Here is a 23,931-nt window from a genome sequence, read left to right on the forward strand (position 1 = left end):
TCGCGAAGATGTTACGCTCGCTCAAAAAAATTTACGCTCGTTCATCGGCCATTTACGCTCGTTCAACAAAATTCGACAAAATTTAATGAAGAGCCGACTTTCTTGAAACGTCATCCAGTATTTTAATGAAACTATAAAAAAAGCAGGAGAAGAAAAGCCATGCTTTCTTCTCCTGCTTCTTTTATTTGTCGAAAGGGAACACGACGCCGGTCAGTTTTTCCGATACGGCCCACAGCTTTTCCGCCGCCGCCCGGTCAAGCGCTGAAGGGTGGGGCAGCTCGAGCGCAGGGAAGCCTTTGCGATTGCCTTTGCCGTCTGGCCCGATGTATTCACCGCCGGTCAAATGCGGCATGGTGGCCGCATAGACGGTAGCAAGTGCACCCATTTCAGGAGGCTGGAGGAAGCGGTTGGCATAATTTCTCAGCAGCTCAGGCGCGTCCCGCTTGCCGAGCTTGAAGATGTTCGTCGCAGAAACGCCGGGGTGGCAGGCGACGCTGATCATCTGGTAGCCATGCGCTTTCAGCCGCTTGTCGAGCTCCATCGCAAACAGCATATTGGCGAGCTTGCTTTGGTTGTAGAACTTCTTCGCCTTATAGCCTTGTGAGCCGTCCAGGTTGCCGAAATCGATAGCGCCGCGGTTATGGGCGAGGCTGCCGATGGTAACGATGCGCGATCCCGGGGTCCCCTCGAGCAATGGAAGAAGAAGGCCCGCCAGCGCGAAGTGGCCGAGGTGATTGCCGCCGAACTGCAGCTCGAATCCGTCTTTCGTTTTCGTATAAGGCGGCATCATGACGCCGGCATTGTTGATCAGCAAATCGAGCGAATCGAACCGGCTCCGGAAGTGTTCCGAGAAAAATCGGACACTTTCAAGGTCTGCGACGTCCAGATGCATCACTTCAACGAGCGAACTAGGATGAAGCCGGAGGATTCCGCTTCTCGCCGCTTCGCCTTTTTTCTGGCTGCGCACCGCCATGATGATCCGCACGCCCCGTCCTGCCAGCACTTTTGCCGCTTCCAGCCCGATGCCGCTATTGGCGCCTGTGATAATGGCCGTTTTTCCGGCCAGGTCTTGCTGTTCCACACGATCAACTCCCGATTCTGAAATTATCTGCATTGGATTCTGAAAGAATTATAACATGCAGCGGCAAAAACCAGGTTATGGAATAAAACCGGAGGGAAGAGGCGGCTTTTAATGTAGAAGAGCCATACGGTTTATTAATGAAAATCACAGAAATTCATTGTATTGTAAAGTCCGTTCGCTGGTTCCAAAGAAATCAGCAGCCCAGCAAAAAGAGAACCAAGCCCAATATACAAGCTCGATTCTCTTTAATTCTTCATCTAGCCGTCCACTTTCACCGTGGCACTCGATGCCGCAGAATCAGCTTTTATCTTTGCCCTTGCCTTTTCCTTTATCTTTGCCTTTTCCAGTATCCTTGTCTTTTCCGTTATCTTTGTCTTTGCCGTTGTCATCTTTCCAATCTTCGTCTTTGATCCATTTGCCATAGGTTTTCTTAACGTCGATGACTTCTTTGTCATAGTACGTTTTGTAGTTCTTTTTGAAGAACTCGGTTTCTTTTGTGACTTTCACTTCTGTTTTGCCGAATTTCTTGTCGACATAAACTTTAGTGTCGTCGCTGATTTTCTTGCCCAGATGGCCTGGTTTGCCATGGTATTTGACAGTGCGTACTGTTTTTTTAGTGATCTTCACAGGTGTTATCTTTTTCGTGAAGGTCGTGACTTTCTTCACTTCATCCCAAGATTCATGCTTTGTGATTTTGTAAGTGGTAGCGGTTTCCAAGAAGCGATACCAGTCATGCTGTGGATGATGTTCTTTTGTTTTTGTCACTTCGGTTTTATTGAATGTGGATTTGTTGTGTTTTTTCTCAGTGTAGTAATCGACTTTTTTATCCGTTTTGACAATCTTGTCATGCTTCACGGTTTTTGTGGTAGTAACGATTGTCGTGACGCCTTTATGATAGGTCACTTTTTCATGTGTTGAGTTGTTGTTATGGTTATCGCTGCTTGCTAAGGTAGCGGATGAGAACCCGAATACTAGGAAAGCCGCAAGCAGAAGAATAAGATACTTTTTCATTTTCAATTTCTCCCTCTTTTTATAGGATTTATTCGCGTTGGATATTGCCTTTTTTCTCTTGGCATCTGCGTAGAAGAAACTGGATTATCCATCTGCTATCCCGAGAGGCACGGCCTCCTTTCATACGGCTGATGTGAATAATAATTTGATATATCTGACGTCATTATATAATATTTAGCAAAAAAATACTATATATTTTGAATATTTAATTAAATATATTTTTGAAGTTTTCCGGGCATGATTTCATGGGCCATGAGGTGTAGAATGAGGGGGAAAATACATAGCCGCTTCTTATAAAAAAGGAAGGGACCGTCATGGAACCTAAAATCCAAAAAATCACACCGAATCTTTGGTTCAACACCCAAGCGGAAGAAGCAGTGCAGTATTACGCTTCCATTTTTGAAGACGTGAAAATTGGCAGGATGACGCGGTACTCCAAAGAAGGGTTTGAAATCCACGGCATGCCGGAAGGGACTGTCCTGACGATCGAGTTCCAGATTGCCGGCCAGGAATTTACGGCCATGAATGGCGGGGACGCATTCACGTTCAATGAAGCCGTTTCCTTCATCATCAACTGCACATCCCAGGAAGAAGTGGATTATTACTGGGACAAGCTGACGGCAGGGGGAGACGAAAGCGCGCAAGTCTGCGGATGGCTGAAGGACAAGTTCGGCGTGTCCTGGCAAGTGGTGCCGGTCCAGCTGAATGAAATGCTGATGGATGAAGATAGCGTCAAGGCTGACCGGGTGATGCGCGCGTTGCTGCAGATGAAGAAACTGGAGCTGGCAGAACTTCAAAAGGCATACGAGGGATAAAATCAACATAAGAAGGCGGCTTGGTAAAAGGTCCGCTTTCCGGTGGACACGCCGGAGAGCGGGCCTTTTCTTGGCATTTGGGAGATGCTTTACACATATAGCGAATAAAAACAGACCAGGAGCGAAAGAAAAGACCATCTTCCTGTAGGAAGATGATCCTTTCACTTCAATAATGTCTGTTATGGCGCTTGTGGTGGTCCATTTGATCGTTATGGACGTCATCGCCATCATAATTTTCCTGAAAATCAAGATGGCCGTCTCCGTTACGGTCATATTCATGATAAGGATGATGGTGGCGATGGACTTCTTTTCCGCCAATTGTGTAGCAGTAAGCATGAAGGGCATGGCGTTCATGGATGCCGTTGTCAACCTTGCCGCTGCCGTCTTTCATGTTGTCATGATCTGCTTGATAAGCGCTTTTGAAATCCGTAGCCTGGATGTCGGCTGCAAAGGCAGGAGAGGAAACTCCGAATGCAAGGGCAATAACTGTTAAAGCCACAAGAAGCTTCTTCATGGCTGTTCTCTCCATCTCTTAATAGAATTCGTTTAGTCTCCAGGCAACCGTGGCTTAGAGATAACCTTCTCCTATTATCCGGCGTGAAGCAAACCACCTCCAAAGAAACAAAATGACGTGCTTTTATGCCTTTTTACACTTCAGGCATATATGTACGCGGCTATTTTAACACAAATATCAAAAAAATACTATAGTAATCAGAAAATTAAAAATATTATTATCAATTCGTTTTTGATTTATTACTGCACGATTGAAAAGAAAAGAATACAAGTCCGCTGCAGGCATGCAGCTTCATCACCCCCCTTGCGTTTTAAACCGGATATTGAGGGAAAACCAGTATTATTCTGTTCAAAGGAGACATGTACACATGGATTATAAAAATATTATCATAGCCGGGAGCGGAGTGCTCGGCAGCCAAATCGCTTTTCAGACTGCGTTCAAAGGATTTGAAGTTACGGTCTATGACCTCAACGATGAAGCGCTGGAAAAAGCGAAAGGCCGGATCATAAAACTGAAGGAGAATTACAAAGCCGATCTTGGAGCTACTGACGCGGAAGTGGAGGAAGCTTACAGCCGTATGGCTTTCCAAACTGACCTAGCGCAAGCCGTTTCAAAAGCGGACCTGGTCATCGAAGCGATTCCCGAAGTAGTAGCAATCAAGATGGAATTCTATCAGGAACTGGGAAAAATCGCTCCGGCGCATACGGTGTTTGCGACCAATTCATCGACGCTCTTGCCGAGCCAGTTTGCAGAAGCGACGGGCCGCCCGGAAAAATTCCTGGCACTCCATTTCGCCAACACCATCTGGATCAATAACACAGCGGAAATCATGAAGCATCCCGGGACGGATGAAAAGGTGTTCAACGATTTGATTGAATTCGCGAAAGCAATCGGCATGGTCGCCTTGCCGCTTCACAAAGAGCAGCCGGGCTATATACTGAACTCGCTGCTGGTGCCGTTCCTCGAAGCGGCAGAATTGCTCTTGGTCAAAGAAGTGGCGGACGTGCAGACTGTCGATAAGACTTGGATGATTGCGACAGGCGCACCGCTTGGTCCGTTCGCGATTCTGGACGTCGTCGGCATCCGGACCGCTCATAACATTGTGCAGGCAAAAGCAGCGGCAACCGGCAATGAAGATTTCAAGAAACTCGCAGCGCTCCTGCAGACCGAGTACATCGACCAAGGAAAGCTCGGCCGCGAAACTGGCGAAGGGTTCTATAAGTATCCGAAGCCGGCATTCATGGATCCGGATTTTTTGGGGAACTGATTTAGGGAACTTAATAGAATATAAAAAGAACCAAGCACCTGTTAAAAGGGGCTTGGTTCTTCCTGTTCATTCATCTCAATGGTGGTGGCGGTTGTACTCGCGGTCCCGATCATGTTTCTTAAAGAAGTAGTAATGGAACTTCCCATGCTTCTTCACATATTTACCAAGCTTGTGGAAATGCTTGCCATGCTTTTCATAGAAGTAGCCATCTTTGTGATAGTACTTGCCATGTTTGAAATAGCCGTCTTTATAGTGGCGTTTTTTGTCTTTCTTGTCTTTTTTGTCTTTTTTGTCGTTGTCATAATGGCGTTTTTTGTCATCGTCATCATAACGGTTCCGATCTTTGTCGTGGTCGCGTTTTTTGTCATCATCATAACGGTTCCGGTCTTTGTCATCGTCATCATCGTTGTGGCGTTTTTTGTCGTAGTCGTTATCATGATGGTAGCCGCTATCCCTTTTGCCGTCATGATCTCCACTAGCCAAGGCGGTTGATGAAGCCCCAAAGATTAAGAAAAGCGCCATTAAGATCGTGATGTACTTTTTCATATTCTCTCTCTCCATTTCATAAATAGATTTGGGTTTGTCCTCTAGGCTGAAGGGGCGTAGAGTCTTAAACTTTCATCAATATGCACTTTGAGGGAATATGACCTCCTTAGACCGTTCTTTAAATGCGAAAAACATCATATTGCTGATTTCTCTAGAAAAAGTAGAAATATGATATTTCATGTGGTCATTCTATAACATATATCAAATAATTACTATAGTTTTTTGAATATTTAAATAAAAAAATTTATTTCAGTATTATGGAAAAATAAAAGATGGTGCTAGTGCTCGAGTTGCCTTCTGGATTTCATATAGGGGGATAGTGAAAAAAAGAGAAAAGTTTAGAGGGCTTTAGGGATAAAGGACAATTTAGAGGGGGAGCCAGGGGCAAAGGACTGCATTTTAGGAACTTAGGAGTCCAGATATCGGGAGATGGAAATCGAGACATTCAATAACCATTCGTGGGGTTGCAGCTAAACAGGCAACCCTTTTAGGTTCATAAAAAAACAGGAGTGCATCTGCACTCCTGACAATCAACCATGAAAGTCTGTTACAACAAAAGTGCCTGTCGTTGCAAAATTGGACATGTCTTCGAAAATGCCTTCCACTTCGGAAAGCGCGATTTCCCTTGTCACCATTTTGCCCGGCTGCAGTTTGCCGATTGCTACCTGCTCCAAAAGCGGCGTGAATCGGGAAGCGGGGATGCCCAAAGTGGCGACAAATGATTTCTCCGTAAGGACCATGTGATCAACCGGAATGGAGATGAAACCGGCTTCTTTCTTGGAAGTCACACCGATCTGCAAATGGCGGCCGCCTTTTTTCAAGCTATTGATTGCAGGGACGCAAGTTTCGGTGATGCCAAGCGCATCCACCGAGACATCGGCTCCGCCTTTGGTAAGTTCCTGGACAGCTTCAACCGGATCTGTATTTTTGCTATTGATCACATAATCCGCGCCAAGTTTTTTCGCCAGCGCCAAATTGGAATCGTTGATATCGACGCCAATGACATTAGCACCCATAGATGAAGCGATGTGGATAGCTGATAAGCCGATGCCGCCGCAGCCATAGACCACAACCTTTTCGCCTGGAAGCACATGGACGCGGTCGACGATGCCATGATAAGCCGTCATAAATCGGCAGCCAAGAGCCGCAGCATCAGAAAAACTGAGGTTATCCGGTAAATGGATGACATTGCGGTCGCCTTTTGGCACAGCCACGTATTCGCCGTAACCGCCTTGATAAGCAGTCCCCGGAACGATGAACGAATCACAAAGCTGCGTGTTCCCGGCTATGCAGTGCGGACATGTTCCGTCGCTTCCCGAAAATGGAACGATGACGCGGTCTCCGCGTTTGAAATTCTTGATATCGCTTCCAACTTCTTCGACAATTCCGCAAAACTCATGCCCGATAATTGGCTGGACAATCCCATGATCTCCAATCCAGACGTGCCAATCGCTTCTGCAGACTCCATTCGCCATCGTCTTAATGATAATCCCATCTTTTTCGATGGTAGGTGCTGGCACCTCTTGAACAACTGCTTTTTGAACATCTTCAATGACCAGAGCTTTCATTAGATCTCCCCCTGAATTTTTTATAAGAAAAATGATGTGTATGGATTGCCATTAAATAAACCAAAAGTCAGCGCTAACATAATCTAATGTTATAATATTCTTAGAATTTGGTATATTCCCTAATAAGTAAGCTTCAACTACCTAGAAAGGATGTAGAAACCATATGCATACACCTACCATTTACGAGAGGCTGGAAGCTATCAAGAAAAACCCTTCACATGAAAAGGTTATTATAGAAACCCTTGAAGCTTTTTCAGAGGTCTTTCCTGTATTGGACGTTTATCTTTGCCGCTATTCTCCGATCGGCTTTTTGGGGGAAGGTGTCATTTCCTTGGAGCAAAATGAAATCAAATACATACACGATCTTCGCTACGATATCCGGACGCTGCCGACCATCGAGGCGGCCATCCGGGAGAAAAAGGCCAAATACTACGAAGGGCGCGAACTCTTTGAAAAAACGAGCAGCAATTATGTCATCGATTCCAAAGTGACCTCATTCCTAATTGTGCCGCTGTTTAGCGGAAATGCCGTAATGGGTTTCATTTACAGTATGAATGTCAAGGAGGGAGCAGCATTCACCGACGAGCTATTGGCCGAGATGACTCGCTTCGGGGAGGAGACGGGGATTATGCTGCAATCTTCCTTGCACAACAGCACTCCGCAATTGCTCAGCAAACGTGAACTTCAAGTGATGGGGTTTATTTCGATGGGGGATACTACGAAAGAAATTGCCGATGCTTTGGAGATCAGTGAATTGACCGTCAAGCAATACGTAAAACTGGCAATCAAGAAACTGGGCGCGACAAACCGCACCCATGCAATCGCCTTATTATTCAGGAAAGGGATTTTGTCTTAACCCTTCATAAATAAAAACAGGGAAGCTCCCAACCTAGGGAGCTTCCCTGTTTTTTAAAGCATGCCTTCCAAATAGCCGTAGCCTTTTTCTTCCATCTTTTCCTGCGGAATAAAGAGAATCGACGCACTGTTGATGCAATAGCGCAGCCCGCCTCTGTCTTTCGGGCCGTCATTGAAGACGTGTCCGAGGTGGCTGTCGCCGGAGCGGCTGCGGACTTCGATGCGCACCATATTGTAGCTCGTGTCTTTATGTTCCGTTACAACATCGGGTTCGATCGGCTTCGTGAAACTCGGCCAGCCGCATTTGGAATCGTATTTATCGCGTGAGGAGAAAAGCGGTTCGCCGGTGGCGACATCGACGTAAATGCCCGGCTCGTAATTATCCCAGTATTCATTGGAATAGGCGGTTTCGGTATCGTTTTTCTGGGTGACGTTGTACTGGGCTTCGGTCAGTTTCGCTTTCAGTTCTGCATCGCTCGGTTTCGGATACTTCGCCGGATCGATCAATGCCGGAACTTCCTGATCCTCAAGCGTATCAAATTCAACATGGCAATAGCCGTCAGGATTTTTCTCCAGGTAATCCTGGTGGTATTCCTCAGCTAAATAATAATGCTCCAAAGGTTCGACTTCAGTGACGATCGGATCGTCGTATTTCGAGGCTTCTCCGGCCATAACCTCTTTGATGACGGCGCGGTCCGCTTCGTTTTCATAGTAGACGCCGGTGCGGTACTGCTCGCCGCGGTCATTGCCTTGCTGGTTCAATAGCGTCGGGTCGATGATCATGAAATAATGCGACAGCAGCTTCTCGAGGCTGACGAGGTCGGGATCGTACTGTACATGGACCGTCTCCGCATGTCCAGAATCTCTGCGGGTGACATCTTCGTAGGACGGATTTTCCGTGTTGCCGTTTGCGTATCCGGAAGTGACGTCATAGACGCCGTATACCCGTGCCATATAAGCTTCGACGCCCCAGAAGCAGCCGCCCGCAAGCCAGATGTCTTCGAGGTTTTCCGTATCGAACGTGACGCCTTCGTTCGGATTGTCGGGAAAGCGAGATCCCGAATCGCCGGCAGTTCCGGAAGGCGCTGCACCGGTCAGCGGATTCGAGCAGCCGGCCAGCACCAGGAGCAAAAGCAGTAAGGTGAAAAAGGCTGGAAAGCGTTTAGTAGTCATGAAGAACTCCGCCTTTCGTTATTGGATCGTCTTGAATGTTTCACGTATTTGTTCGTTGCTGAAATGGCCGGGTGCGCTTTTCACCAGCACGCCGTCCGAACCGATATAGACCGAAGTCGGATATGCCAGTACGCCGTAATCGTCGAAGACAGGACCGCCTTCATCCAGCAGGACTTCGATATTTTCGGTGTTTTCGACGCCGCCAAACCATTTCTTGAACGATTCGCTGTTCTTCTCAGCATTCGAACCCGGCGAAACAATGGACAAGACGGCGAAATCATTTTCCTCGCCGGCCAATGTGTTCAGTTCTTCCATTCCCGCAAGGCAGATGGAACACCAGGAGGCCCAAAATTTGATGTATACTTTTTGGCCTTCATATTCCGACAATTGATGGCTTTTGCCGTTCAGGTCCACCAGTTCAAACTCGGGGGCGGCGTCGCCGCTATTTGCGCTTGGCGCGGACGAGCAGCCGGCTAATGCCAAAACGAACGCTGCCGCCAGCAAAAATTGTATGTTTAGTTTCATCGCAACCATCCTTTGGAAGGGAAGCCCGATGAACGCAGCTTCTTATTTTACTTTCATCATATAGCTGAATTGTCAGAAAATACATTGAAGACTCTCAGAGACAGGAAATAAAAAACCGCTTTAAGGCGGAACAGTGAATTTTTCTGTGAAAAGTGGTTATATCCTATAAACGCAGCCGAATGGAATTTAGATCACTAAAAAGCCAGCCGTCCGCTTGGAGTTTAGAAGCGGCTGGCTGGCATTCTTATTCATATTCGAATTTAGCTCCTTCCGGCCCCGACCAGACCTGTTCAATAAATGACGTGATTTCCTTGGCGACATTCTTGGGATCTTCCCAATAGAGCAGATGGCCGAGCTGAGGGAAAACAGTGAGGCGAGAGTCCGGGATGGCGCGCGCCAGTTGTTCCTGGTCAGTTCGCGAAGCGATGGTGTCCTTGCCGCCGCAGATGATCAGTGTAGGAGCTTTTATCTGCGCAAGGATGCCTGGAAACTTCTCTTTCAGCAAAGCTTCGCTGGTTTCTTTCCAAACGCGTGCAGGTACCTTTTGCGATTCACTATACATCAGTTCCAGAAAGTTCGAAGGCATTGACTTTACAAGCAGGCCATCGGTGAAAATTTTGATAAAATCCATGCTGATGGGATCTTTCAGGCGGGCAAAAGTAGACTCCTGAGTTTCGACGACATCGGGTTTGTCGCCCATTGCTGAAGGTGCCCCGAGCAGAACGAGCCCATGCACGCGCTTCGGAAAACGGGCAGCGAAATTCCGCGCAATAAAACCGCCGCTTGATGCCCCCAGGATAAAGGCTTTCTGGAGAGCCATAGCATTCATGAATTTCAAGAGATCCGCTTCAAAATCACGGGCCCTGTATGTTGCATCTGGCAAGTCGATGCCGTCGTGCCCGCGCTGCGTATAAGCGATGGCGCGGATCCGGCCGGGGAAATGGGGGAACAGCGCTTCGAACGTCCGGCAGGAATCTCCTAAGCCGTGCAACAAAATGAGCGGGATGCCGAGCGGGTCCCCGGTTTCAGTATAGGAAAACTCCCGGCCGTTTGGCAAAACCATTTTTTTGAAGTCAAACTGCAATAGCTCCCACTCCTTTCAGTCCACAACAATGCGGCCGTTTTCTGTAGCCAGCTTGATCAGTATATCTCCATTCCCGAAACTAACTTGGCCTAAGTCGCGTCCGTACACATCAATGCTTCCATTTTCAGCACGGGCCTGGATGCGGGCGTTGACCGGTTCGTTTTCAGTATGGATTTCAATGCGGCCGTTGTTTGTTTCGAAATCAACGGGGGAATCGAGCGTCTCAACACTCAATTCGATCCGTCCGTTGTTCGCCTTGGCCTGCAATGCACCCGCTACATCCGTGAAGACGATGCGCCCGTTCGAGGAGCGGACGGCAATGTCGGCATTGATTTCTGTTAGGTTCACTGCCCCATTGGCGGTTTCGATTAGAATATTTTCGCTGTGGATGGCTTTCAGCCCGATTCGCCCGTTGTCCGCTTCAAGCGATAGTTTGGTGACCCGGATCTCTTCCGCTTGAATGGTGCCATTATTGCTTTCAACAGCGATGGATGCGAGCCCGTTTTCCGGAACATAGATTTGCAGCGAATAAGAGCGGTGGAATCCGAATACGAACAAGCGGGACCGGTCCTCAACTTCGATAGTCAATCGGCTGCCTGAAATGCCAGTATTCAAAGTGAATTCATCGCTATTCCCTGTGAGCACGACGCGGGTCGTGCTGTCATTGCTGGGCAGAAGATCCACACGGGCATTCTCCACCCGGATATCCATTTCTTCAATTTCTGCGCCAAACGTTTTTTCCTCGAGCACTTCCTGGGTGGCTGAAGCGGAATTGTAGATGGCAAAAAGAATGGCAACGGCAACGAGCAGAAAAAGGACTGCAGCGGCAATCAAAATCTTCATCAAGGTTTTCATGTCTGAATGCCCCTTTCTCAAACATGCTTTGGCAAGGCCGAAAACGGCAGCAAAGTTCATCCAGTCCTTCTTGTAGGATGCAGCACTCTTAACCTGTCGACTTGGAATAGCTGAAAGCGTTCCGAATGAGTCAAGGGTAGAATCTTTTCTATGTCACCGATTCTATCACAAAATTTAATAGATATCAGAAAAATCAGTTTATTAGAGCTTTAACTTACGGTATGATTGACAAAAGGGAGTGATTCCATGGAAGGCATAATCCCGTTTTCACCTGTTTTGATGGCAGCTGCACTTGTCCTTATTATTCTCATCGTATATTTTGTCTTCAAGAACAAAGCGAAATGAAGGAAGTGAAGCAGGCTAAGAAAGGAGGGGGGCAAGGTGTGGACGTTAAAGAAGAATATTTATATCGACCGGCGGACGGAGGAAGTGCACCGATTCGCAACCGATCCGCGGTATTGGTATCAATGGTATGCAGGTTTGTCCGAAGCCAAAAACATGGTCGGCACCGGCAAGAAAGGGACAAGCATGGATCTCGAATTCACGCTGCTTGGGAAAGAATGGCCGATTCACGTTCTCGTGGAGGAAAATTCCTATCGGGGTGACGGCTATATTTGGAGAGCTTCCATTACCGGAGGGATCAAGGCAGAACAGACGTGGCTGTATATCCCGAAGGGAGAAGGTGTCGACATCTCGGTTGAAATGAATTATGAATTGCCCGGTGTCCTGCTGGCACGGGTGGCGAATCGGCTGTACATCAAAAAGCTGATGGGAAATTCATTGGAGCAGACGCTGCAGAATTTAAAAGACATCTCTGAAAGCGATTAAAGGGATGGACCGGTGCTTCCTGGAAAAGACGGGGAAGCGCCGGTCAGTTTTTTGCCGCCTCCTGGAGACGGGCAAGCACGAAGTTCTCCCGGTGGATCCACCGATTCGCTCCATTGCAGCGCAAAATCTCGCTATTCCTTACGATCGCTTTTGCAGGGCGGATCCAGACAGGTTCGAAGCCCTGCTCAAGTTCCTGCTGGCTGAGGCGGAGCGGACCTTGGCTGGCGCCGCCCAATTCGCATAGATAATAATGGGAAACCATTTCAAAATAGGCATCCGGTACAAAGGCGTCGGGGTATCGTTCTGTAATGGTGCCAATTTTTTGCCCCACGGCACAATTAAGAAAACCGGTTTCTTCCGCCACTTCACGCCGCAGCGCTTGTTCATGGCCTTCAGTACCCTCGATGCCACCGCCCGGCAGCTTGTAATCACCGCTTTCCGAACGGACCATGAGCATATGTTCTTCTTGGCAGATGACTGCCCGCACCGCCTGCCTTGTGAAGCGGGGAGGAGCAGATGCGCTGAATGTCTCCAACCCCAGCGATTCTTCAAAATACATTCCGGCACCCCATCAATTCTTCGATTTCCTTCCGGTACAAAAGGAGGCGGTTCCAGACGCTCGGCACGATCAAACCCAGCCGGTTCATATCTTTGAGTTCATCAGGACCGGCCCATCTCGCACCGCAAACTTCACCCGGCTGCAACTTCAGGTCGGCAAGGTCAATCAACTCAAGGCTCCGCCATATGTAATTATCCCTGAAACACGTTTCATGGCGCATTCCGCCGATTTTGACGAGCGCTTCTGCAGGTGCGAACAGACCGGTTTCTTCTTGGAGTTCACGCTGCGCTCCTTCCAAGCTGGTTTCACCTGCCGTGACCGAACCGCCGGTGCCTTCCCATAACAACGGATAGGTTTTCAGCGGATCCCGTTGTGTCAGGAGCAGCCGTCCGTCTGCATTGACCGTGAAAATCTCGACAACCGTATGGTATTCGCCGGCTGCCAATTCACTGCCGCGGGTATGCAATTTTCTAAGCGGTTTCCGGTTTTTGTCGTATAAATCCCATTGTTCCATCATCCATCCTCCTCGCAATCAAAAAAGCCGCCTTCATGGGCGGCTTGTAAATGTTACAAGATTATCCAGCGAATGTCTATCCTTTATTCACCTTGCTGTCTGGCCGCCGTCGATGATGTATTCCGATCCCGTAATAAAGCGGGCTTCGTCCGAAGCGAGAAAGAGGACAAGATAAGCGACGTCTTCAGGCTCTCCGACAATGCCTAGCGGGATGTCTTTCAACGCGGTGGCTTTCATTTCCGGATTGTCCAGGACTACAGAAGTCATCGGTGTATTAATGAATCCGGGATGGACGGAATTGACGCGGATATTGTCAGGCCCCAGTTCGACAGCTGCTCCTTTGGTCAAGAGCCGCGTTGCGCCTTTGGAAGCTGTGTAGTGGACTCCCGCTGCACCTCCGACAATGCCGGCCATCGAGGAAATGTTGACGATCGAACCTTTTCCGCTTTTTCGCATTTCCGGTACCACGCTTTTGATGCCGAGGAAATTGCTCGTTGCATTGACGGTCATGAAACGCTCCCAACCCGCCAAGTCGACGTCATCGATTTTCCCGAACCCTTCCGCACCGCCGATGCCGGCATTGTTGATGAGGATATCGACTTTACCGAATTTCGCGACAGCTTCTTCAACCACTGTTTGCCATACCCTTTCATCCGTCACATCTTGTTTCATTGCAATGGCGGCGCCTTCGTATTGGGCATTGATCTCATCAGCGACTGCCTTCACCTTATCTTCCTGGATATCGGTTGCCACGACTTTCGCGCCTTCCTTCGCAAACAAACGTGCTTCCTCCGCCCCTTGTCCGCTTCCTGCTCCTGTAATGATTGCCACTTTGCCTTCAAGTCTTGCCATAAATGATCATCCTCCTAGCTAATTGTTGGTGATGGATCCATTGGTATGGCGACTGCCGCAGGGCATCCTCCTTAATAACAAAGAATTCGATAGAGAGGGAGGAACTCCTGCATCGGATGAAAAGAAGAGAGGTTTTCAATCATTCTTCCTGTTTTGTGAGCATTTGATGTATTTTTCATTTTCTTCTTTCCTTTCTGCCGGTTTGGGATGATAATGAAAAAGGAAAAATCCGCCTCGCGGATACACATCAATCTTTATTCGAAGGACGAAAAAATATTGCCTAAAACCCTTGCGCGAAAATTAATGAGAATGCTGCTTGCAGCACTCATCGCTTTTACTGCATTTGCTGCTTATGGAATTTGGACTTACGCCGCAGAATCGGAGCTGGTAAAAACCGATGCGGCGATTGTGCTTGGAACGAAAGTCATCGGCGATCAGCCTTCGCCTGTGTTGCGTGAACGCATCAACCATTCGGTGTGGCTGTATGAAAACGGCTTTGTCGACAAAATTATCTTCACCGGCGGGAAAACCGACGGCGCCGATTTGGCAGAAGCGGAAGTTTCGAGGAACTATGCACTCGGGCTGGACGTGCCGGCTGAAGACATCCTGGTCGAACTGAAATCGCTGGTCACAGAAGAGAATTTTCAATACGCCGGCGAGCTTGCGGCGAAGAACGGTTTGGAAAGCTTTCTTGTTGTGAGCGACCCTCTACATATGAAGCGGGCGCTGCTGATGGCGCACGAAATGGGGATGGAGCAAGTGCATTCGTCGCCGACCACAAGCTCTGTCTACCAGACCTTCACTGAGAAAATGCCGTTCTTCATCCGTGAAATCGTCTGTTACGTCGGGTATGCCTTGACCTTGGCAGTCACGCCCTAATACATAGAAACGCCGTCCACAAAAGGGACGGCGTTTTTTGTGCAGCCGGAAAACTATCGATAACATCAGAATTTTTAAGATGAAAATACACATAAATAACAGTTATAAAGTTCTGTTAATTAACTTTACTTTATAACGATATTGAGTATAATAAAACCTAAAGGGAATATTTGTTCGTATTTTTCTCAATAAGACATACATAAAATTTGAAAGGGGTTTTTCAAGTGTCAGTAAACGTGTATATGATTTTCAATGGCAACTGCCAGGAAGCTGTGGAGTATTATGCAAACATTTTCGGAACAGGGATGCCTGAAGTCTCTCACTTCGGAGATATGCCGCCTGAACCAGGCTGGGAACTCCCGGAAGAAGCAAAAAACCTGGTCATGCATACCAGCCTCGACATCCATGGCAGTGCCGTCATGTTTTCAGACGCCATGCCGGGCTCGACCGTTCCATTTGGCAAGAATATCAACGTCACTGTAGTGTCGGATGATCTGGACAAAATGACCGAGGAATTCAACCGCCTCGGAAAGGACGGGAAAATTCAGATGGAGATGCAGGAAACGTTCTGGAGTTCCGGCTACGGAATGCTGGAAGACAAATTCGGGATTCCTTGGCAATTCAGCCACGATGACGGAAGAGATCAACGGGCTTGATACAGAAGGGAAGCGGATTGAATTTTTCTATCCCGCTTAGTTTGTGTTGAAACTTTCGGCCAGCAGGTTCGTATTGAAGGGATAGCGGGTAAAAAGGATGCAGAACCCTTTTTTCCTTTTGAAAACTTACGGACGGAGGCTGGGTATGGCATTAAGAAAACTGCAACGAATCCTTTATAAAAGCGACCGGTTTTTTGGAGATGTGCGGGCAGTCCGAAACGGAACGATCGGAAAACGGATCGGGCGCCGCATGGCGAACAGAGCAGTGCAGCGGCTGTTGAGCCGGATTTTCAGGTAATGGGAAGAGGCCTGGTTCTTAAAAAAGAACCAGGCCTCTTTTTGAATATCAAGCTGAGGATTCTGCAACGCTACGTCCGCTTTTGCGGCGCTGTCGGCCAAGCAGGCTGACGGTCAATACCCCGCTGATGGCAATGGCACCGCCGGCAAGCGACATGCCGGTCGGCAGTTCATGGAGCCACATCCAGGCCACAAGGATGGCCACTGCAGGCTCCAGGTAGATCAGACTTGAAACGGCACTGGTATTTTCCATTGACAGGGCTGTGGACCAAGTGACGTAAGCGATGGCTGCCGGGAAGATGCCGACGTACAACATCGCAAAATGGGCTTCCGGGGTCGCGTGTTGAAGCGTATCGACGAGCCCTGGCGAAAAGATCAGGAACGGCAGGGTGCCGGCCCAGGTGAAGTAAGCGGTCAGCTCAATCGCCGAGTAGCGGGACAGCAGCGGTTTCTGGAATACAAAGAACACGGCGGAAGCGAATGCGGCGACGATGACAAGCAGCGCTCCGGTATTAAGGGTAAGGGATGCGCCCGCAGAGCCGAAAGCGATGACTGTAATACCGGCAAAGCCGATTGCCAGTCCGAGCCAGCCAAGTCCCGTGAGGCGTTCCTTCAAGATGAAGCGGGCGACCAGCGCGGTGAAAATCGGTCCGGACCCGACAAGCATGCCGGCAGTGCCGGCCGAGATGTTCTCCATGCCGAATGTCACGAAAATATGGTAGACACTGATGCCGATCCAGCCCAGTACGAGAATGCGGATGATGTCGCTTTTATAGGGCAGCCGGAATTTCGTCCCGGGCCACAATGCGTATATGATGAAAAGCAGCGAAGCGACGAGGAAACGGACCAGCACGTTTTGACCGGCGTCATAGCCGCCCTGCAAGCCTACACGGATTGCTGCAAACGAAGATCCCCAAATCAGGATCGAGAATAAGGCCAGTGAAAAAGCTTTTGCGTTCAAAAAATCTCCTCCAATGAAAAATCAAAAACAGGCAGCTTCTATTATATTCTTTCATACCTGGATTGTCTTGAAGAAGTGATTGTAATCAAAAAATTCATTTTGAATAATTAAACGTATTAATAAATGAATATTCAAAATAATAAGCGCCTTTCGTTTACATTCAAGAACCGCCGTATTAACATGAAAGTGAATATACATAACAGCGGCTGTGCGCGGATTTTTTAATGTTTACTTCAAAAAGGAAGGGGAGGATAATACTTGTGGATTCAGCAAGGCAGCTGGATCTTTTTCAAAGTCTGATAAGGAGGAATCCGTCATGTGGACCTTGGAGAAAAGTATTGTAATCGACCGGCCAGTTGAAGAAGTTTATCGTTACGGCTCGAATCCGGCATTATGGTATCAATGGTACGTGGGCTTGTCCGAACCGAAAAAAATGCAAGGCGAGGGCGAGTCAGGGACGAGAGCGGATTTCGATTATACGATGATGGGAATGCATATGCCAATTACAGTTGAAGTCATCGAAAATGAAAAGCAGGGAATGGGATTTTCTTGGAAAGGCAAAGTCACAGGGGCGATCCAGTCACATCAGCACTGGATTTATAGTCCGGAAGGCAGCGGAACAAAAGTATCTTATACAGAAGAATATGAAATGCCAAGCAGCCTGCTTCGAAAAATGGCAGACAAGCTCATTATCCGCAAGCTTTTAGACAATGCCATGGAGCAGACTTTCCGGAATTTAAAGGATGTTTGCGAAGCTTCGAAATTGAGCGCTTGATAGAAAACCAGCCAATTCTGCAGCGGCAAGTTGCGGGATTGGCTGGTTTTTCATATTCATGGACCAAATCGTCCGGTGCTGGTTTCCCAAAAGGAAACCCCGGGAAAAGAGGAGGGACAAGCAAAAGGGGGGAGGCGTTCACATGACAATCTTTTCGGATGATGCATTAAGCCATAAACACGTACTAATCACAGGCGCAACCGGCGGAATCGGGTACGAAACGGCGAAAGTGATGGCGCGGATGGGAGCGAAGATCACCATTACTGGACGGAAGGAAGATAAACTGGAAGGCTTGCAGAAGGAACTTGCTGAAATTACCGATCCAGCGAATGTCTTTGCGAAAACGGCGGATTTGACTGAAGGGCTGGACCGCGATGAATTGATAGCCAAAGCGGAGGAAGCTCATGGATTCATCAATGGGCTGGTGAATTCAGCAGGCGTTGCGGGCGGCAAGACGGTCGAGGAATTGGACGAGCGGTTCATCGAAAGGCTGATGAATGTGAATTTCAAGTCGACGTTTCTTCTGACGCAAGCGGTGTATCTCAAGATGATGGAACAAAAAGAGGGCGACATCGTCAATCTTGCTTCGCTGTCGGGGCTTCGCGGTACGCATGGCAACACGGCCTATGCCGCCAGCAAGTTCGCTGTGGTCGGATGGACGCAATCGATGGCTTTGGAAGCGATCGAATACGGCATCCGCGTCAATTCGGTTTCACCGGGCTATGTCGATACGGAGATGGCGCTGTCGAGCATCCGCAGAAAGGCGGAACGGAGAGGCATTTCGTTTGAAGAAGGGCTGGAGGAAGCGGAACAGAGCATCCCTTCCGGCAGGTTGTCGACCGCAGAAGAAGTGGCCAACACGATCGCGTTCCTGATGACGGATGCAGCCCGGAACATCGTCGGGGAATCGGTGAAGATTTCCGGCGGAAATTACATGTAGCAAAAATCCGTATCCGGTGTATTCCGGATACGGATTTTTGATTTTACAATGCAATGTATTCTTTCAGCGCTTGCTGCAGGGTGCCAAGCGTTTCGGTTTTCTGGTCGAAAGATAAGTCCATGTGGATCATCTTCCTTACGACATCCGGCCGCAGACCGGTAATGACTGTCTTGCAGCCCATCATTTTCGTGCCGTCCAAAATCTTCATGAGGTCGAAGATGACTTCCGGCTCCATATCCGCAATGCCCGACATGTCCATGATTAGTGTCTGGATCCGGGAAATGCCGATTTCTGTCAGGACCTTTTCTTCGAGGATTTTCGTGCGGAACGAATCCACTGAACCGATCAACGGAAGGATGCTGACCGATGGCGTGATCGGAATAATCGGCACCGACAAGTTCTCGACGAGCTGCCGGTGGGCTTTAATCAGCGAATCTTTGTATGTAGAATAATTGATGAAAAATGCGTTCAGGAATGTGTCGACGCGTGAATTCAATTGCTGTTCGAGTTGGAAAAAGCCCACGGATGAATAGGTGCTGTGCACTTCTTCGAATTTTTGGATGAAAATCCAGAGGGTACGCCGGATGGCCTGGACCCATTCCAGCTTGAAGGATAATTCAAGGGAATACGTTGCCCAAGCGATGCCTTCCTGTTTTGCGAAAGATTTTAATTCTTCTTCCTGTCCGTCAATGATATAGACAGTCAGATCATGTGCGTTTTTGACCAAGTTGATATTGCCGATTGCCAGGATCTCATCGATCTTGTCCCGGACATTGACTGCTTCTGATAATAATTGCTCTTCGAATTCCTTGCGGTTCTTTTTGAAAAATGCTTTTAGCTCAAGAGAATTCTGTACGGCTTCTGCCATGGTTTCTTTCCCCTTTTACAGTTTTTTGGTTAACATCTCCCTATACCTTTCTTCCTAAAAAGTTAAACATACTCCAGTGAAAATTTTCTGTTTTTTTTTGAAAGCATTAACTGAAAGGTAGAATCGCAAAGCCGGCTTTAGCCAGTCTAAGCTTTAAAGAAAAAGAAACCCGCTTGCCGTATAATACCGGCTAAACAGGTTCTATCTTTAATGTTTTCAATCGTGTTTGCCAACGGAGGACAGAGAATCGTTTTTCATCATGTTAAAGGAATTCCGGGACACCCCGTACAGCACCCAGGCAGACGGCAATTCAAAGGAATGGCCCTCCGGAAGCGAAGCGGCCTGCTCTTTGCTGAGATCCATCCAGACAAAAGCTTCTTCCTCAACCTGTGCGGCATAATGCCGGTAAGCGGCGAAAATGGTCTCCCATAGGCCTGGCTGACCGAACAGGTCATTCCACGGGTAGACCGCATGCAAATAATAGTGCTTCTTAAAATCTTTCTTCAAGATCAGCATCCGGTCTTTAGAAGCGTTCTCGAAAAATTGCCATTCGGCGATTTTTTCGGCAGAAAATAATGCTTCAGATGCCGGGAACAAATAATAGCATTCGTACGGGAAAACAGCGCCCGGTTTGATGTATAGGCGCTCGAGCCACTCTTTTTTCCGGCCGGCGTCCAGAAGCTCCAACCACTCCGGGGCATCCCCGGCAAATTGTGCAAGGTCTTTTGTGGTGGCCCCGTAAAGCGGCGGGTGTTCGTACAAACCGAGTTTCTCAAGGACGCGCCGGGCAGGGGCGTTTTCTTCCTGGGTGTTTGCGCCGACCCATTGGATATCCGGCAATTCGAATGCCGCCTTTAAGACATGGGCCGTCAGCTTGGTGGCCAGATCTTTGCCGCGGTAGCGGATGTCGCTGCGGATCCGGCCGATCATGGCGTAGCTTCCGGCGAAAATCGTATATCCGCAGACACTTGCGAGCCCTTCGCCGAGAAACAGCCCGAACAGCCGGTTGTTTTCAGTCGTCACGAGCCGCTCGAAAATTCGCTTCACGTAATCATCTTCAATTCCGGTTTGCATCGCTTCAAGGTAAGGCAGGTCTTCCATCTTTAATGTTCTAATTGTATGCTCCATATCGTGATACCCCTTATCCGTTAAGCTTGGTAATGTTAAATTGTCTCTTTTCATCATTGCATATCCTGATAACTTCCGACAATAATAATACCTCAGCTTTCCGGTAGCCAGGGGAGGGCAGTTTTCAGGTCCACCACATCTCAGCCACCGATTCTTTCACGAGAACCGGCTTCAGGTTTTCGACCGCTTTCGTGAAGCCTTCATTGACCGACATCAAACCGTCTTCGTGCTCGATGCTGACGACATAGTCATAATCGTAGAGCCGCAGCGTACTGATGATATCAGCCCAAGTCTTTTGGCTATGCCCGAAGCCAACCGTCCGGAAATACCAGGAGCGGTCGCGCATCTGGGAATAATCCGTCATGTCCGTCAAGCCATTGCGGTTGGTGTTCTGCTGGTCGATGATGGTGTCTTTGGCATGGAAATGATGGATGGCCCCTTCGCTGCCCAGAATCTTGATGGCTTCCACCGGGTCGATGCCTTGCCACCACATATGGCTCGGATCCAGATTGGCGCCGATGGCAGTGCCGCAGGCGTCCCGCAGCCTGAGCATCGTCGCCGGCGTATGGACTGAAAACCCGCCGTGCAGTTCAAGGCCGATTTTTACATTGAGCGATTCGGCCAAGCTGTTCTTTTCTTTCCAGTAAGGAATCAGTTTCTCTTCCCATTGCCATTTCAGGATTTCCTGAAAATCATTCGGCCAGGCAGCCACAGGCCAATTCGGGTATTTGGCGTCTTCATGGTCGCCCGGGCAGCCGGAGAAGGTATTGACCACTGGGACGCCGAGCTTTGAAGCCAATTGCATCGTCTTGACGAGCAACTCGTCAGCGGCCGCAGCGATTGGTTTTTGCGGGTGGAGGGGGTTGGCATGGCAGCTGAGTGCGCTGATGATCACCCCGGCTTCGCCGGCTCGCTGCAGGAGCTTTTCCCGTTTTCCTTCATCTTGGAGCAATTCATCCAATTTGCAATGAGCATCGCCAGGATAGCCGCCCGTTCCGAGCTCGATGGCTTCAATGCCTTTGGAAGCCACGTAATCTAGCATATCTTCGAAACTTCTATCGGAAAACAATACCGTAAAAACGCCCAGTTTCAATAAAATCCCCCCTAATATAAATATCAGAATATACTGTCATGTAAACCGTTACATCCTTAACATATATAAATTATTCAATGAAATCAACATTTTTATTTAATTAAAAGTTTTTATTGACAGATAATTCTGAACGAATTAGTATGAAAATGTAATCGATTTCATTTCTAGGAAATGGAATCTCAGAAAGAAGGAAAATTCCATGGCAAATATTCAACAAGTTGCAAAATACGCTGGCGTGTCAGTCGCGACGGTTTCCCGTGTGCTGAACGGGCAAGATAAAGTCGCTGTGAAAACCAAGTTGAAAGTGAAGGAGGCGATCCAGCATTTAAACTACGAACCTAGCATGCTCGGGCGGAACCTGCGGAATTCCGAAAGCCGCATCGTGCTGATTCTGATTCCGACAATCTCCAACCCTTTCTATTTCGAAATCATCAAAGGGATTGAGAACATGGCGCTGAGCCAAAACTACAACATCCTGCTGTGCGAGACCGATTCAAGCCCGCAGAAAGAAGACATCTATTTCGATCTGGTGCGGAAAAAAATGGCGGACGGCATCATATCGATGGACCCGGCGGTGAATGTCGAAACGCTGAAAACCCTCTCTGAGAAATATGCCATTATCCAGTGCAGCGAATACGGCGGCGGCGTTGATATCCCGTATGTCACCATCGACAGTGAAGAAGCTTCCTACAGGGCCGTCAAGCACTTGATCCAGATGGGGCACCGCCGGATCGCCTTGATGAATTCCGACGAAAAATTCCTGTATGCGCGCGAACGGCGGATGGGCTACCAGCGCGCGCTCGAAGAACACGGCATTCCGCTGAACAAAGAGTATATCTTCTATACGAAGGAGTTGGGCTTCGAACAAGGGCAGCAGGCGATGAAGAAAATCCTTCAGCTGAAGGAACGGCCGTCCGCCGTATTTGCGGTATCGGATCTATTGGCCATCGGTGCCCTGAAGGAAATCAATGCAGCGGGCCTTCGCGTGCCCGAGGACGTGGCAGTGGTAGGATTCGACAAAATCGATTTTTCCAATATGACCAATCCGACGCTGACAACCGTTGCACAGCCGATGTATAAAATGGGTACAATCGCCGCAACGATGCTGATCGACAAAATCCAAGGGCGGCATGTCGACAGTGTGGTTCTGGAGCATGAATTGGTCATCCGGGAATCGACGTCGGGCTAAGGCCTGCGCTCTGTTATTAAAAAAGTTGATGGCAGAGCGCTAGCCTTAGCTGTGAATGTAATCGTTTACATTTAGGGGAGCTTTTCAAAAAAACAAAGGGGTGAATCAGGTGAAGAGATTATTGATCTTACTACTGTCTTTCGTCACGATTTTTGGATTAGCGGCATGCGGCAGCACAGAAAGCGGCGATTCGGGTGCGGGAGCGGAAGGCGAAACGGATGAAAAACTGACGATCGGAATATCGCTTCCTTCCGCAACACACGGCTGGATGGGCGCCTTGATCGACAGCGCTGAGAAACAAGCGAAAGCATTGAAGGAAAGTGAAGGCATCGACTATGTCATGACAAATGCAGCCGATCCGAACAAACAGGCCAATGACGTGGATGACTTGATTGCACAAGACGTGGACGTCATCGTTATGCTTCCGATTGAATCTGCGGCATTGACGCCGGTCGGCCAGAAAATAAAAGATGCGGGCATCCCGCTGGTCATCGTTGACCGGGAACTCGAAAACGATGCAGCGACCGTCGTTGTCAAAGGCGACAATGAAGGGATCGGCGTCAACGCCGGCAAATATTTTGTGGAGCAATTGGGCGGCAAAGGGAAAATCGTTGAAATCAGCGGACCTCCGAGTTCGGTGACAGAACAGCGAGGATCAGGCTTTAAAGAAGCGGTCGACGGCGAAGAAGGCATGGAAATCATCGCATCGCAAAGCGGGGATTTCTCCACTGAGAAATCATTGGAAGTCATGCAGAACATCCTGCAGGCGAACCCTGAAATCGATGCCGTCTTCACACAGGATGACGGGATGGCGCTAGGCGTACTGCAGGCCATCAAAGAAGCAGGCCGCACGGATATCCAGTTTGTCACTGGTGCCGGCGGAGCGAAGGAAGTATTTGAAGACATTCAGAACGACGGGCTCATGAAAGCGACGTTCCTCTACTCGCCGACTATGGTGGAAGATGCAGTGAAGATTGCTGCAGACCTCGCCAAAGGGGAAGAGCCGGCTGAAGAAATGGTCGTGAAGGAAGCGACGCAAGTCACAAAGGAAAATGTGGAAGAATACTATGATCCGGAATCCAAATTCTGAGCAAAGCC

Annotated in this window: 27 protein-coding genes; 11 read left to right on the plus strand and 16 right to left on the minus strand. The window is 48.6% G+C overall.

What is annotated here, in order from left to right; genetic code table 11:
* Positions 1-181: 181 nt before the first annotated feature.
* On the minus strand, positions 182-1,114 hold the full coding sequence (locus ACTL32_RS11170) for an oxidoreductase (protein ID WP_441341553.1): 933 nt from the start codon (positions 1,112-1,114) through the stop codon (positions 182-184).
* Between the two features lie 264 nt (positions 1,115-1,378).
* Positions 1,379-2,092: a hypothetical protein gene (locus ACTL32_RS11175; protein WP_441341554.1), complete on the minus strand. Its 714-nt coding sequence runs from the start codon at positions 2,090-2,092 to the stop codon at positions 1,379-1,381.
* Positions 2,093-2,406: 314 nt separating this feature from the next.
* Here ACTL32_RS11175 and ACTL32_RS11180 point away from each other — a divergent pair, with 314 nt between their 5' ends.
* Positions 2,407-2,907 (plus strand): VOC family protein, encoded by a 501-nt coding sequence (locus tag ACTL32_RS11180; protein ID WP_441341555.1) that lies wholly within the window; start codon positions 2,407-2,409, stop codon positions 2,905-2,907.
* A 166-nt stretch (positions 2,908-3,073) separates the two neighbouring features.
* Here ACTL32_RS11180 and ACTL32_RS11185 read toward each other — a convergent pair whose 3' ends face one another.
* Positions 3,074-3,421, minus strand: coding sequence for a hypothetical protein (locus tag ACTL32_RS11185; RefSeq protein ID WP_441341556.1), 348 nt, complete (start codon positions 3,419-3,421; stop codon positions 3,074-3,076).
* Positions 3,422-3,788: 367 nt separating this feature from the next.
* Here ACTL32_RS11185 and ACTL32_RS11190 point away from each other — a divergent pair, with 367 nt between their 5' ends.
* On the plus strand, positions 3,789-4,688 hold the full coding sequence (locus ACTL32_RS11190; RefSeq protein WP_441341557.1) for a 3-hydroxyacyl-CoA dehydrogenase: 900 nt from the start codon (positions 3,789-3,791) through the stop codon (positions 4,686-4,688).
* Between the two features lie 75 nt (positions 4,689-4,763).
* On the opposite strand, the gene ACTL32_RS11195 is transcribed toward ACTL32_RS11190, so the two are convergent.
* The gene (locus ACTL32_RS11195; protein ID WP_441341558.1) at positions 4,764-5,234 is read right to left on the minus strand and encodes a hypothetical protein; all 471 of its coding nucleotides are present in this window, start codon (positions 5,232-5,234) and stop codon (positions 4,764-4,766) included.
* A gap of 530 nt (positions 5,235-5,764) precedes the next feature.
* Positions 5,765-6,802 (minus strand): zinc-binding dehydrogenase, encoded by a 1,038-nt coding sequence (locus tag ACTL32_RS11200; protein ID WP_441341559.1) that lies wholly within the window; start codon positions 6,800-6,802, stop codon positions 5,765-5,767.
* A 163-nt stretch (positions 6,803-6,965) separates the two neighbouring features.
* On the opposite strand from ACTL32_RS11200, the gene ACTL32_RS11205 reads away from it, so the two are divergent.
* Complete coding sequence (locus ACTL32_RS11205) at positions 6,966-7,658, plus strand: LuxR C-terminal-related transcriptional regulator (protein WP_441341560.1); 693 nt, start codon at positions 6,966-6,968, stop codon at positions 7,656-7,658.
* A 53-nt stretch (positions 7,659-7,711) separates the two neighbouring features.
* Here the strand turns inward: ACTL32_RS11205 and msrB are convergent, their stop codons facing one another.
* From msrB to ACTL32_RS11225, 4 genes are all read right to left on the minus strand, one after another.
* Positions 7,712-8,830 carry a peptide-methionine (R)-S-oxide reductase MsrB gene (gene msrB / locus ACTL32_RS11210; RefSeq protein ID WP_441341561.1) on the minus strand — a complete coding sequence of 373 codons (1,119 nt, stop codon included), beginning with the start codon at positions 8,828-8,830 and terminating at the stop codon, positions 7,712-7,714.
* Positions 8,831-8,848: 18 nt separating this feature from the next.
* The gene (locus ACTL32_RS11215; protein ID WP_441341562.1) at positions 8,849-9,355 is read right to left on the minus strand and encodes a TlpA family protein disulfide reductase; all 507 of its coding nucleotides are present in this window, start codon (positions 9,353-9,355) and stop codon (positions 8,849-8,851) included.
* Between the two features lie 244 nt (positions 9,356-9,599).
* Positions 9,600-10,439 carry an alpha/beta fold hydrolase gene (locus tag ACTL32_RS11220; protein WP_441341563.1) on the minus strand — a complete coding sequence of 280 codons (840 nt, stop codon included), beginning with the start codon at positions 10,437-10,439 and terminating at the stop codon, positions 9,600-9,602.
* A gap of 15 nt (positions 10,440-10,454) precedes the next feature.
* A complete protein-coding gene (locus ACTL32_RS11225; protein WP_441341564.1) occupies positions 10,455-11,294 on the minus strand; it encodes a DUF4097 family beta strand repeat-containing protein in 840 nt (279 codons plus the stop codon).
* Between the two features lie 381 nt (positions 11,295-11,675).
* Between ACTL32_RS11225 and ACTL32_RS11230 the strand changes: the two genes are divergently transcribed.
* Entirely contained in the window at positions 11,676-12,122 is a 447-nt protein-coding gene (locus ACTL32_RS11230) for an SRPBCC family protein (protein WP_441341565.1), read from the plus strand.
* Between the two features lie 43 nt (positions 12,123-12,165).
* Here the strand turns inward: ACTL32_RS11230 and ACTL32_RS11235 are convergent, their stop codons facing one another.
* From ACTL32_RS11235 to ACTL32_RS11245, 3 genes are all read right to left on the minus strand, one after another.
* On the minus strand, positions 12,166-12,681 hold the full coding sequence (locus ACTL32_RS11235; RefSeq protein WP_441341566.1) for an NUDIX domain-containing protein: 516 nt from the start codon (positions 12,679-12,681) through the stop codon (positions 12,166-12,168).
* Positions 12,671-13,195 (minus strand): NUDIX hydrolase, encoded by a 525-nt coding sequence (locus ACTL32_RS11240; protein ID WP_441341567.1) that lies wholly within the window; start codon positions 13,193-13,195, stop codon positions 12,671-12,673. The genes ACTL32_RS11235 and ACTL32_RS11240 overlap by 11 nt, the downstream gene beginning before the upstream one ends.
* An 87-nt stretch (positions 13,196-13,282) precedes the next feature.
* Positions 13,283-14,047: an SDR family NAD(P)-dependent oxidoreductase gene (locus ACTL32_RS11245; RefSeq protein ID WP_441341568.1), complete on the minus strand. Its 765-nt coding sequence runs from the start codon at positions 14,045-14,047 to the stop codon at positions 13,283-13,285.
* A gap of 276 nt (positions 14,048-14,323) precedes the next feature.
* Here ACTL32_RS11245 and ACTL32_RS11250 point away from each other — a divergent pair, with 276 nt between their 5' ends.
* The 3 genes from ACTL32_RS11250 to ACTL32_RS11260 all read left to right on the plus strand — a co-directional run bounded on the left by ACTL32_RS11250 (position 14,324) and on the right by ACTL32_RS11260 (position 15,880).
* Complete coding sequence (locus tag ACTL32_RS11250) at positions 14,324-14,926, plus strand: YdcF family protein (RefSeq protein WP_441341569.1); 603 nt, start codon at positions 14,324-14,326, stop codon at positions 14,924-14,926.
* Positions 14,927-15,150: 224 nt separating this feature from the next.
* On the plus strand, positions 15,151-15,582 hold the full coding sequence (locus ACTL32_RS11255) for a VOC family protein (protein WP_441341570.1): 432 nt from the start codon (positions 15,151-15,153) through the stop codon (positions 15,580-15,582).
* 145 nt (positions 15,583-15,727) lie between these two features.
* On the plus strand, positions 15,728-15,880 hold the full coding sequence (locus ACTL32_RS11260; RefSeq protein WP_441341571.1) for a hypothetical protein: 153 nt from the start codon (positions 15,728-15,730) through the stop codon (positions 15,878-15,880).
* 48 nt (positions 15,881-15,928) lie between these two features.
* On the opposite strand, the gene ACTL32_RS11265 is transcribed toward ACTL32_RS11260, so the two are convergent.
* Positions 15,929-16,840: a DMT family transporter gene (locus ACTL32_RS11265; protein ID WP_441341572.1), complete on the minus strand. Its 912-nt coding sequence runs from the start codon at positions 16,838-16,840 to the stop codon at positions 15,929-15,931.
* Between the two features lie 316 nt (positions 16,841-17,156).
* Between ACTL32_RS11265 and ACTL32_RS11270 the strand changes: the two genes are divergently transcribed.
* Together ACTL32_RS11270 and ACTL32_RS11275 are read left to right on the plus strand one after the other, a co-directional pair.
* Positions 17,157-17,615, plus strand: coding sequence for an SRPBCC family protein (locus tag ACTL32_RS11270; RefSeq protein ID WP_441341573.1), 459 nt, complete (start codon positions 17,157-17,159; stop codon positions 17,613-17,615).
* A gap of 142 nt (positions 17,616-17,757) precedes the next feature.
* On the plus strand, positions 17,758-18,555 hold the full coding sequence (locus ACTL32_RS11275; protein ID WP_441341574.1) for an SDR family NAD(P)-dependent oxidoreductase: 798 nt from the start codon (positions 17,758-17,760) through the stop codon (positions 18,553-18,555).
* A 43-nt stretch (positions 18,556-18,598) separates the two neighbouring features.
* On the opposite strand, the gene ACTL32_RS11280 is transcribed toward ACTL32_RS11275, so the two are convergent.
* From ACTL32_RS11280 to ACTL32_RS11290, 3 genes are all read right to left on the minus strand, one after another.
* Entirely contained in the window at positions 18,599-19,423 is an 825-nt protein-coding gene (locus ACTL32_RS11280) for an STAS domain-containing protein (protein WP_441341575.1), read from the minus strand.
* Between the two features lie 216 nt (positions 19,424-19,639).
* Complete coding sequence (locus tag ACTL32_RS11285) at positions 19,640-20,551, minus strand: GNAT family N-acetyltransferase (protein ID WP_441341576.1); 912 nt, start codon at positions 20,549-20,551, stop codon at positions 19,640-19,642.
* A 124-nt stretch (positions 20,552-20,675) separates the two neighbouring features.
* Positions 20,676-21,644 carry a sugar phosphate isomerase/epimerase family protein gene (locus ACTL32_RS11290; RefSeq protein WP_441341577.1) on the minus strand — a complete coding sequence of 323 codons (969 nt, stop codon included), beginning with the start codon at positions 21,642-21,644 and terminating at the stop codon, positions 20,676-20,678.
* 199 nt (positions 21,645-21,843) lie between these two features.
* Between ACTL32_RS11290 and ACTL32_RS11295 the strand changes: the two genes are divergently transcribed.
* Positions 21,844-22,833, plus strand: coding sequence for a LacI family DNA-binding transcriptional regulator (locus tag ACTL32_RS11295; protein ID WP_441341578.1), 990 nt, complete (start codon positions 21,844-21,846; stop codon positions 22,831-22,833).
* 109 nt (positions 22,834-22,942) lie between these two features.
* A complete protein-coding gene (locus ACTL32_RS11300; protein ID WP_441341579.1) occupies positions 22,943-23,923 on the plus strand; it encodes a substrate-binding domain-containing protein in 981 nt (326 codons plus the stop codon).
* Positions 23,924-23,931: the final 8 nt, after the last annotated feature.

This window comes from Planococcus sp. FY231025, from assembly GCF_052078085.1.
GTDB lineage: Bacteria > Bacillota > Bacilli > Bacillales_A > Planococcaceae > Planococcus.

What these genes read in the sequence shown, in the direction of transcription:
- ACTL32_RS11170 (WP_441341553.1), bottom strand. Translation starts at nt 1,114, where the DNA reads ATGCAGATAATTTCAGAATCGGGAGTTGATCGTGTGGAACAGCAAGAC.
- ACTL32_RS11175 (WP_441341554.1), bottom strand. Translation starts at nt 2,092, where the DNA reads ATGAAAAAGTATCTTATTCTTCTGCTTGCGGCTTTCCTAGTATTCGGG.
- ACTL32_RS11180 (WP_441341555.1), top strand. Translation starts at nt 2,407, where the DNA reads ATGGAACCTAAAATCCAAAAAATCACACCGAATCTTTGGTTCAACACC.
- ACTL32_RS11185 (WP_441341556.1), bottom strand. Translation starts at nt 3,421, where the DNA reads ATGAAGAAGCTTCTTGTGGCTTTAACAGTTATTGCCCTTGCATTCGGA.
- ACTL32_RS11190 (WP_441341557.1), top strand. Translation starts at nt 3,789, where the DNA reads ATGGATTATAAAAATATTATCATAGCCGGGAGCGGAGTGCTCGGCAGC.
- ACTL32_RS11195 (WP_441341558.1), bottom strand. Translation starts at nt 5,234, where the DNA reads ATGAAAAAGTACATCACGATCTTAATGGCGCTTTTCTTAATCTTTGGG.
- ACTL32_RS11200 (WP_441341559.1), bottom strand. Translation starts at nt 6,802, where the DNA reads ATGAAAGCTCTGGTCATTGAAGATGTTCAAAAAGCAGTTGTTCAAGAG.
- ACTL32_RS11205 (WP_441341560.1), top strand. Translation starts at nt 6,966, where the DNA reads ATGCATACACCTACCATTTACGAGAGGCTGGAAGCTATCAAGAAAAAC.
- msrB (WP_441341561.1), bottom strand. Translation starts at nt 8,830, where the DNA reads ATGACTACTAAACGCTTTCCAGCCTTTTTCACCTTACTGCTTTTGCTC.
- ACTL32_RS11215 (WP_441341562.1), bottom strand. Translation starts at nt 9,355, where the DNA reads ATGAAACTAAACATACAATTTTTGCTGGCGGCAGCGTTCGTTTTGGCA.
- ACTL32_RS11225 (WP_441341564.1), bottom strand. Translation starts at nt 11,294, where the DNA reads ATGAAAACCTTGATGAAGATTTTGATTGCCGCTGCAGTCCTTTTTCTG.
- ACTL32_RS11235 (WP_441341566.1), bottom strand. Translation starts at nt 12,681, where the DNA reads ATGTATTTTGAAGAATCGCTGGGGTTGGAGACATTCAGCGCATCTGCT.
- ACTL32_RS11240 (WP_441341567.1), bottom strand. Translation starts at nt 13,195, where the DNA reads ATGGAACAATGGGATTTATACGACAAAAACCGGAAACCGCTTAGAAAA.
- ACTL32_RS11245 (WP_441341568.1), bottom strand. Translation starts at nt 14,047, where the DNA reads ATGGCAAGACTTGAAGGCAAAGTGGCAATCATTACAGGAGCAGGAAGC.
- ACTL32_RS11260 (WP_441341571.1), top strand. Translation starts at nt 15,728, where the DNA reads ATGGCATTAAGAAAACTGCAACGAATCCTTTATAAAAGCGACCGGTTT.
- ACTL32_RS11270 (WP_441341573.1), top strand. Translation starts at nt 17,157, where the DNA reads ATGTGGACCTTGGAGAAAAGTATTGTAATCGACCGGCCAGTTGAAGAA.
- ACTL32_RS11275 (WP_441341574.1), top strand. Translation starts at nt 17,758, where the DNA reads ATGACAATCTTTTCGGATGATGCATTAAGCCATAAACACGTACTAATC.
- ACTL32_RS11280 (WP_441341575.1), bottom strand. Translation starts at nt 19,423, where the DNA reads ATGGCAGAAGCCGTACAGAATTCTCTTGAGCTAAAAGCATTTTTCAAA.
- ACTL32_RS11285 (WP_441341576.1), bottom strand. Translation starts at nt 20,551, where the DNA reads ATGGAGCATACAATTAGAACATTAAAGATGGAAGACCTGCCTTACCTT.
- ACTL32_RS11295 (WP_441341578.1), top strand. Translation starts at nt 21,844, where the DNA reads ATGGCAAATATTCAACAAGTTGCAAAATACGCTGGCGTGTCAGTCGCG.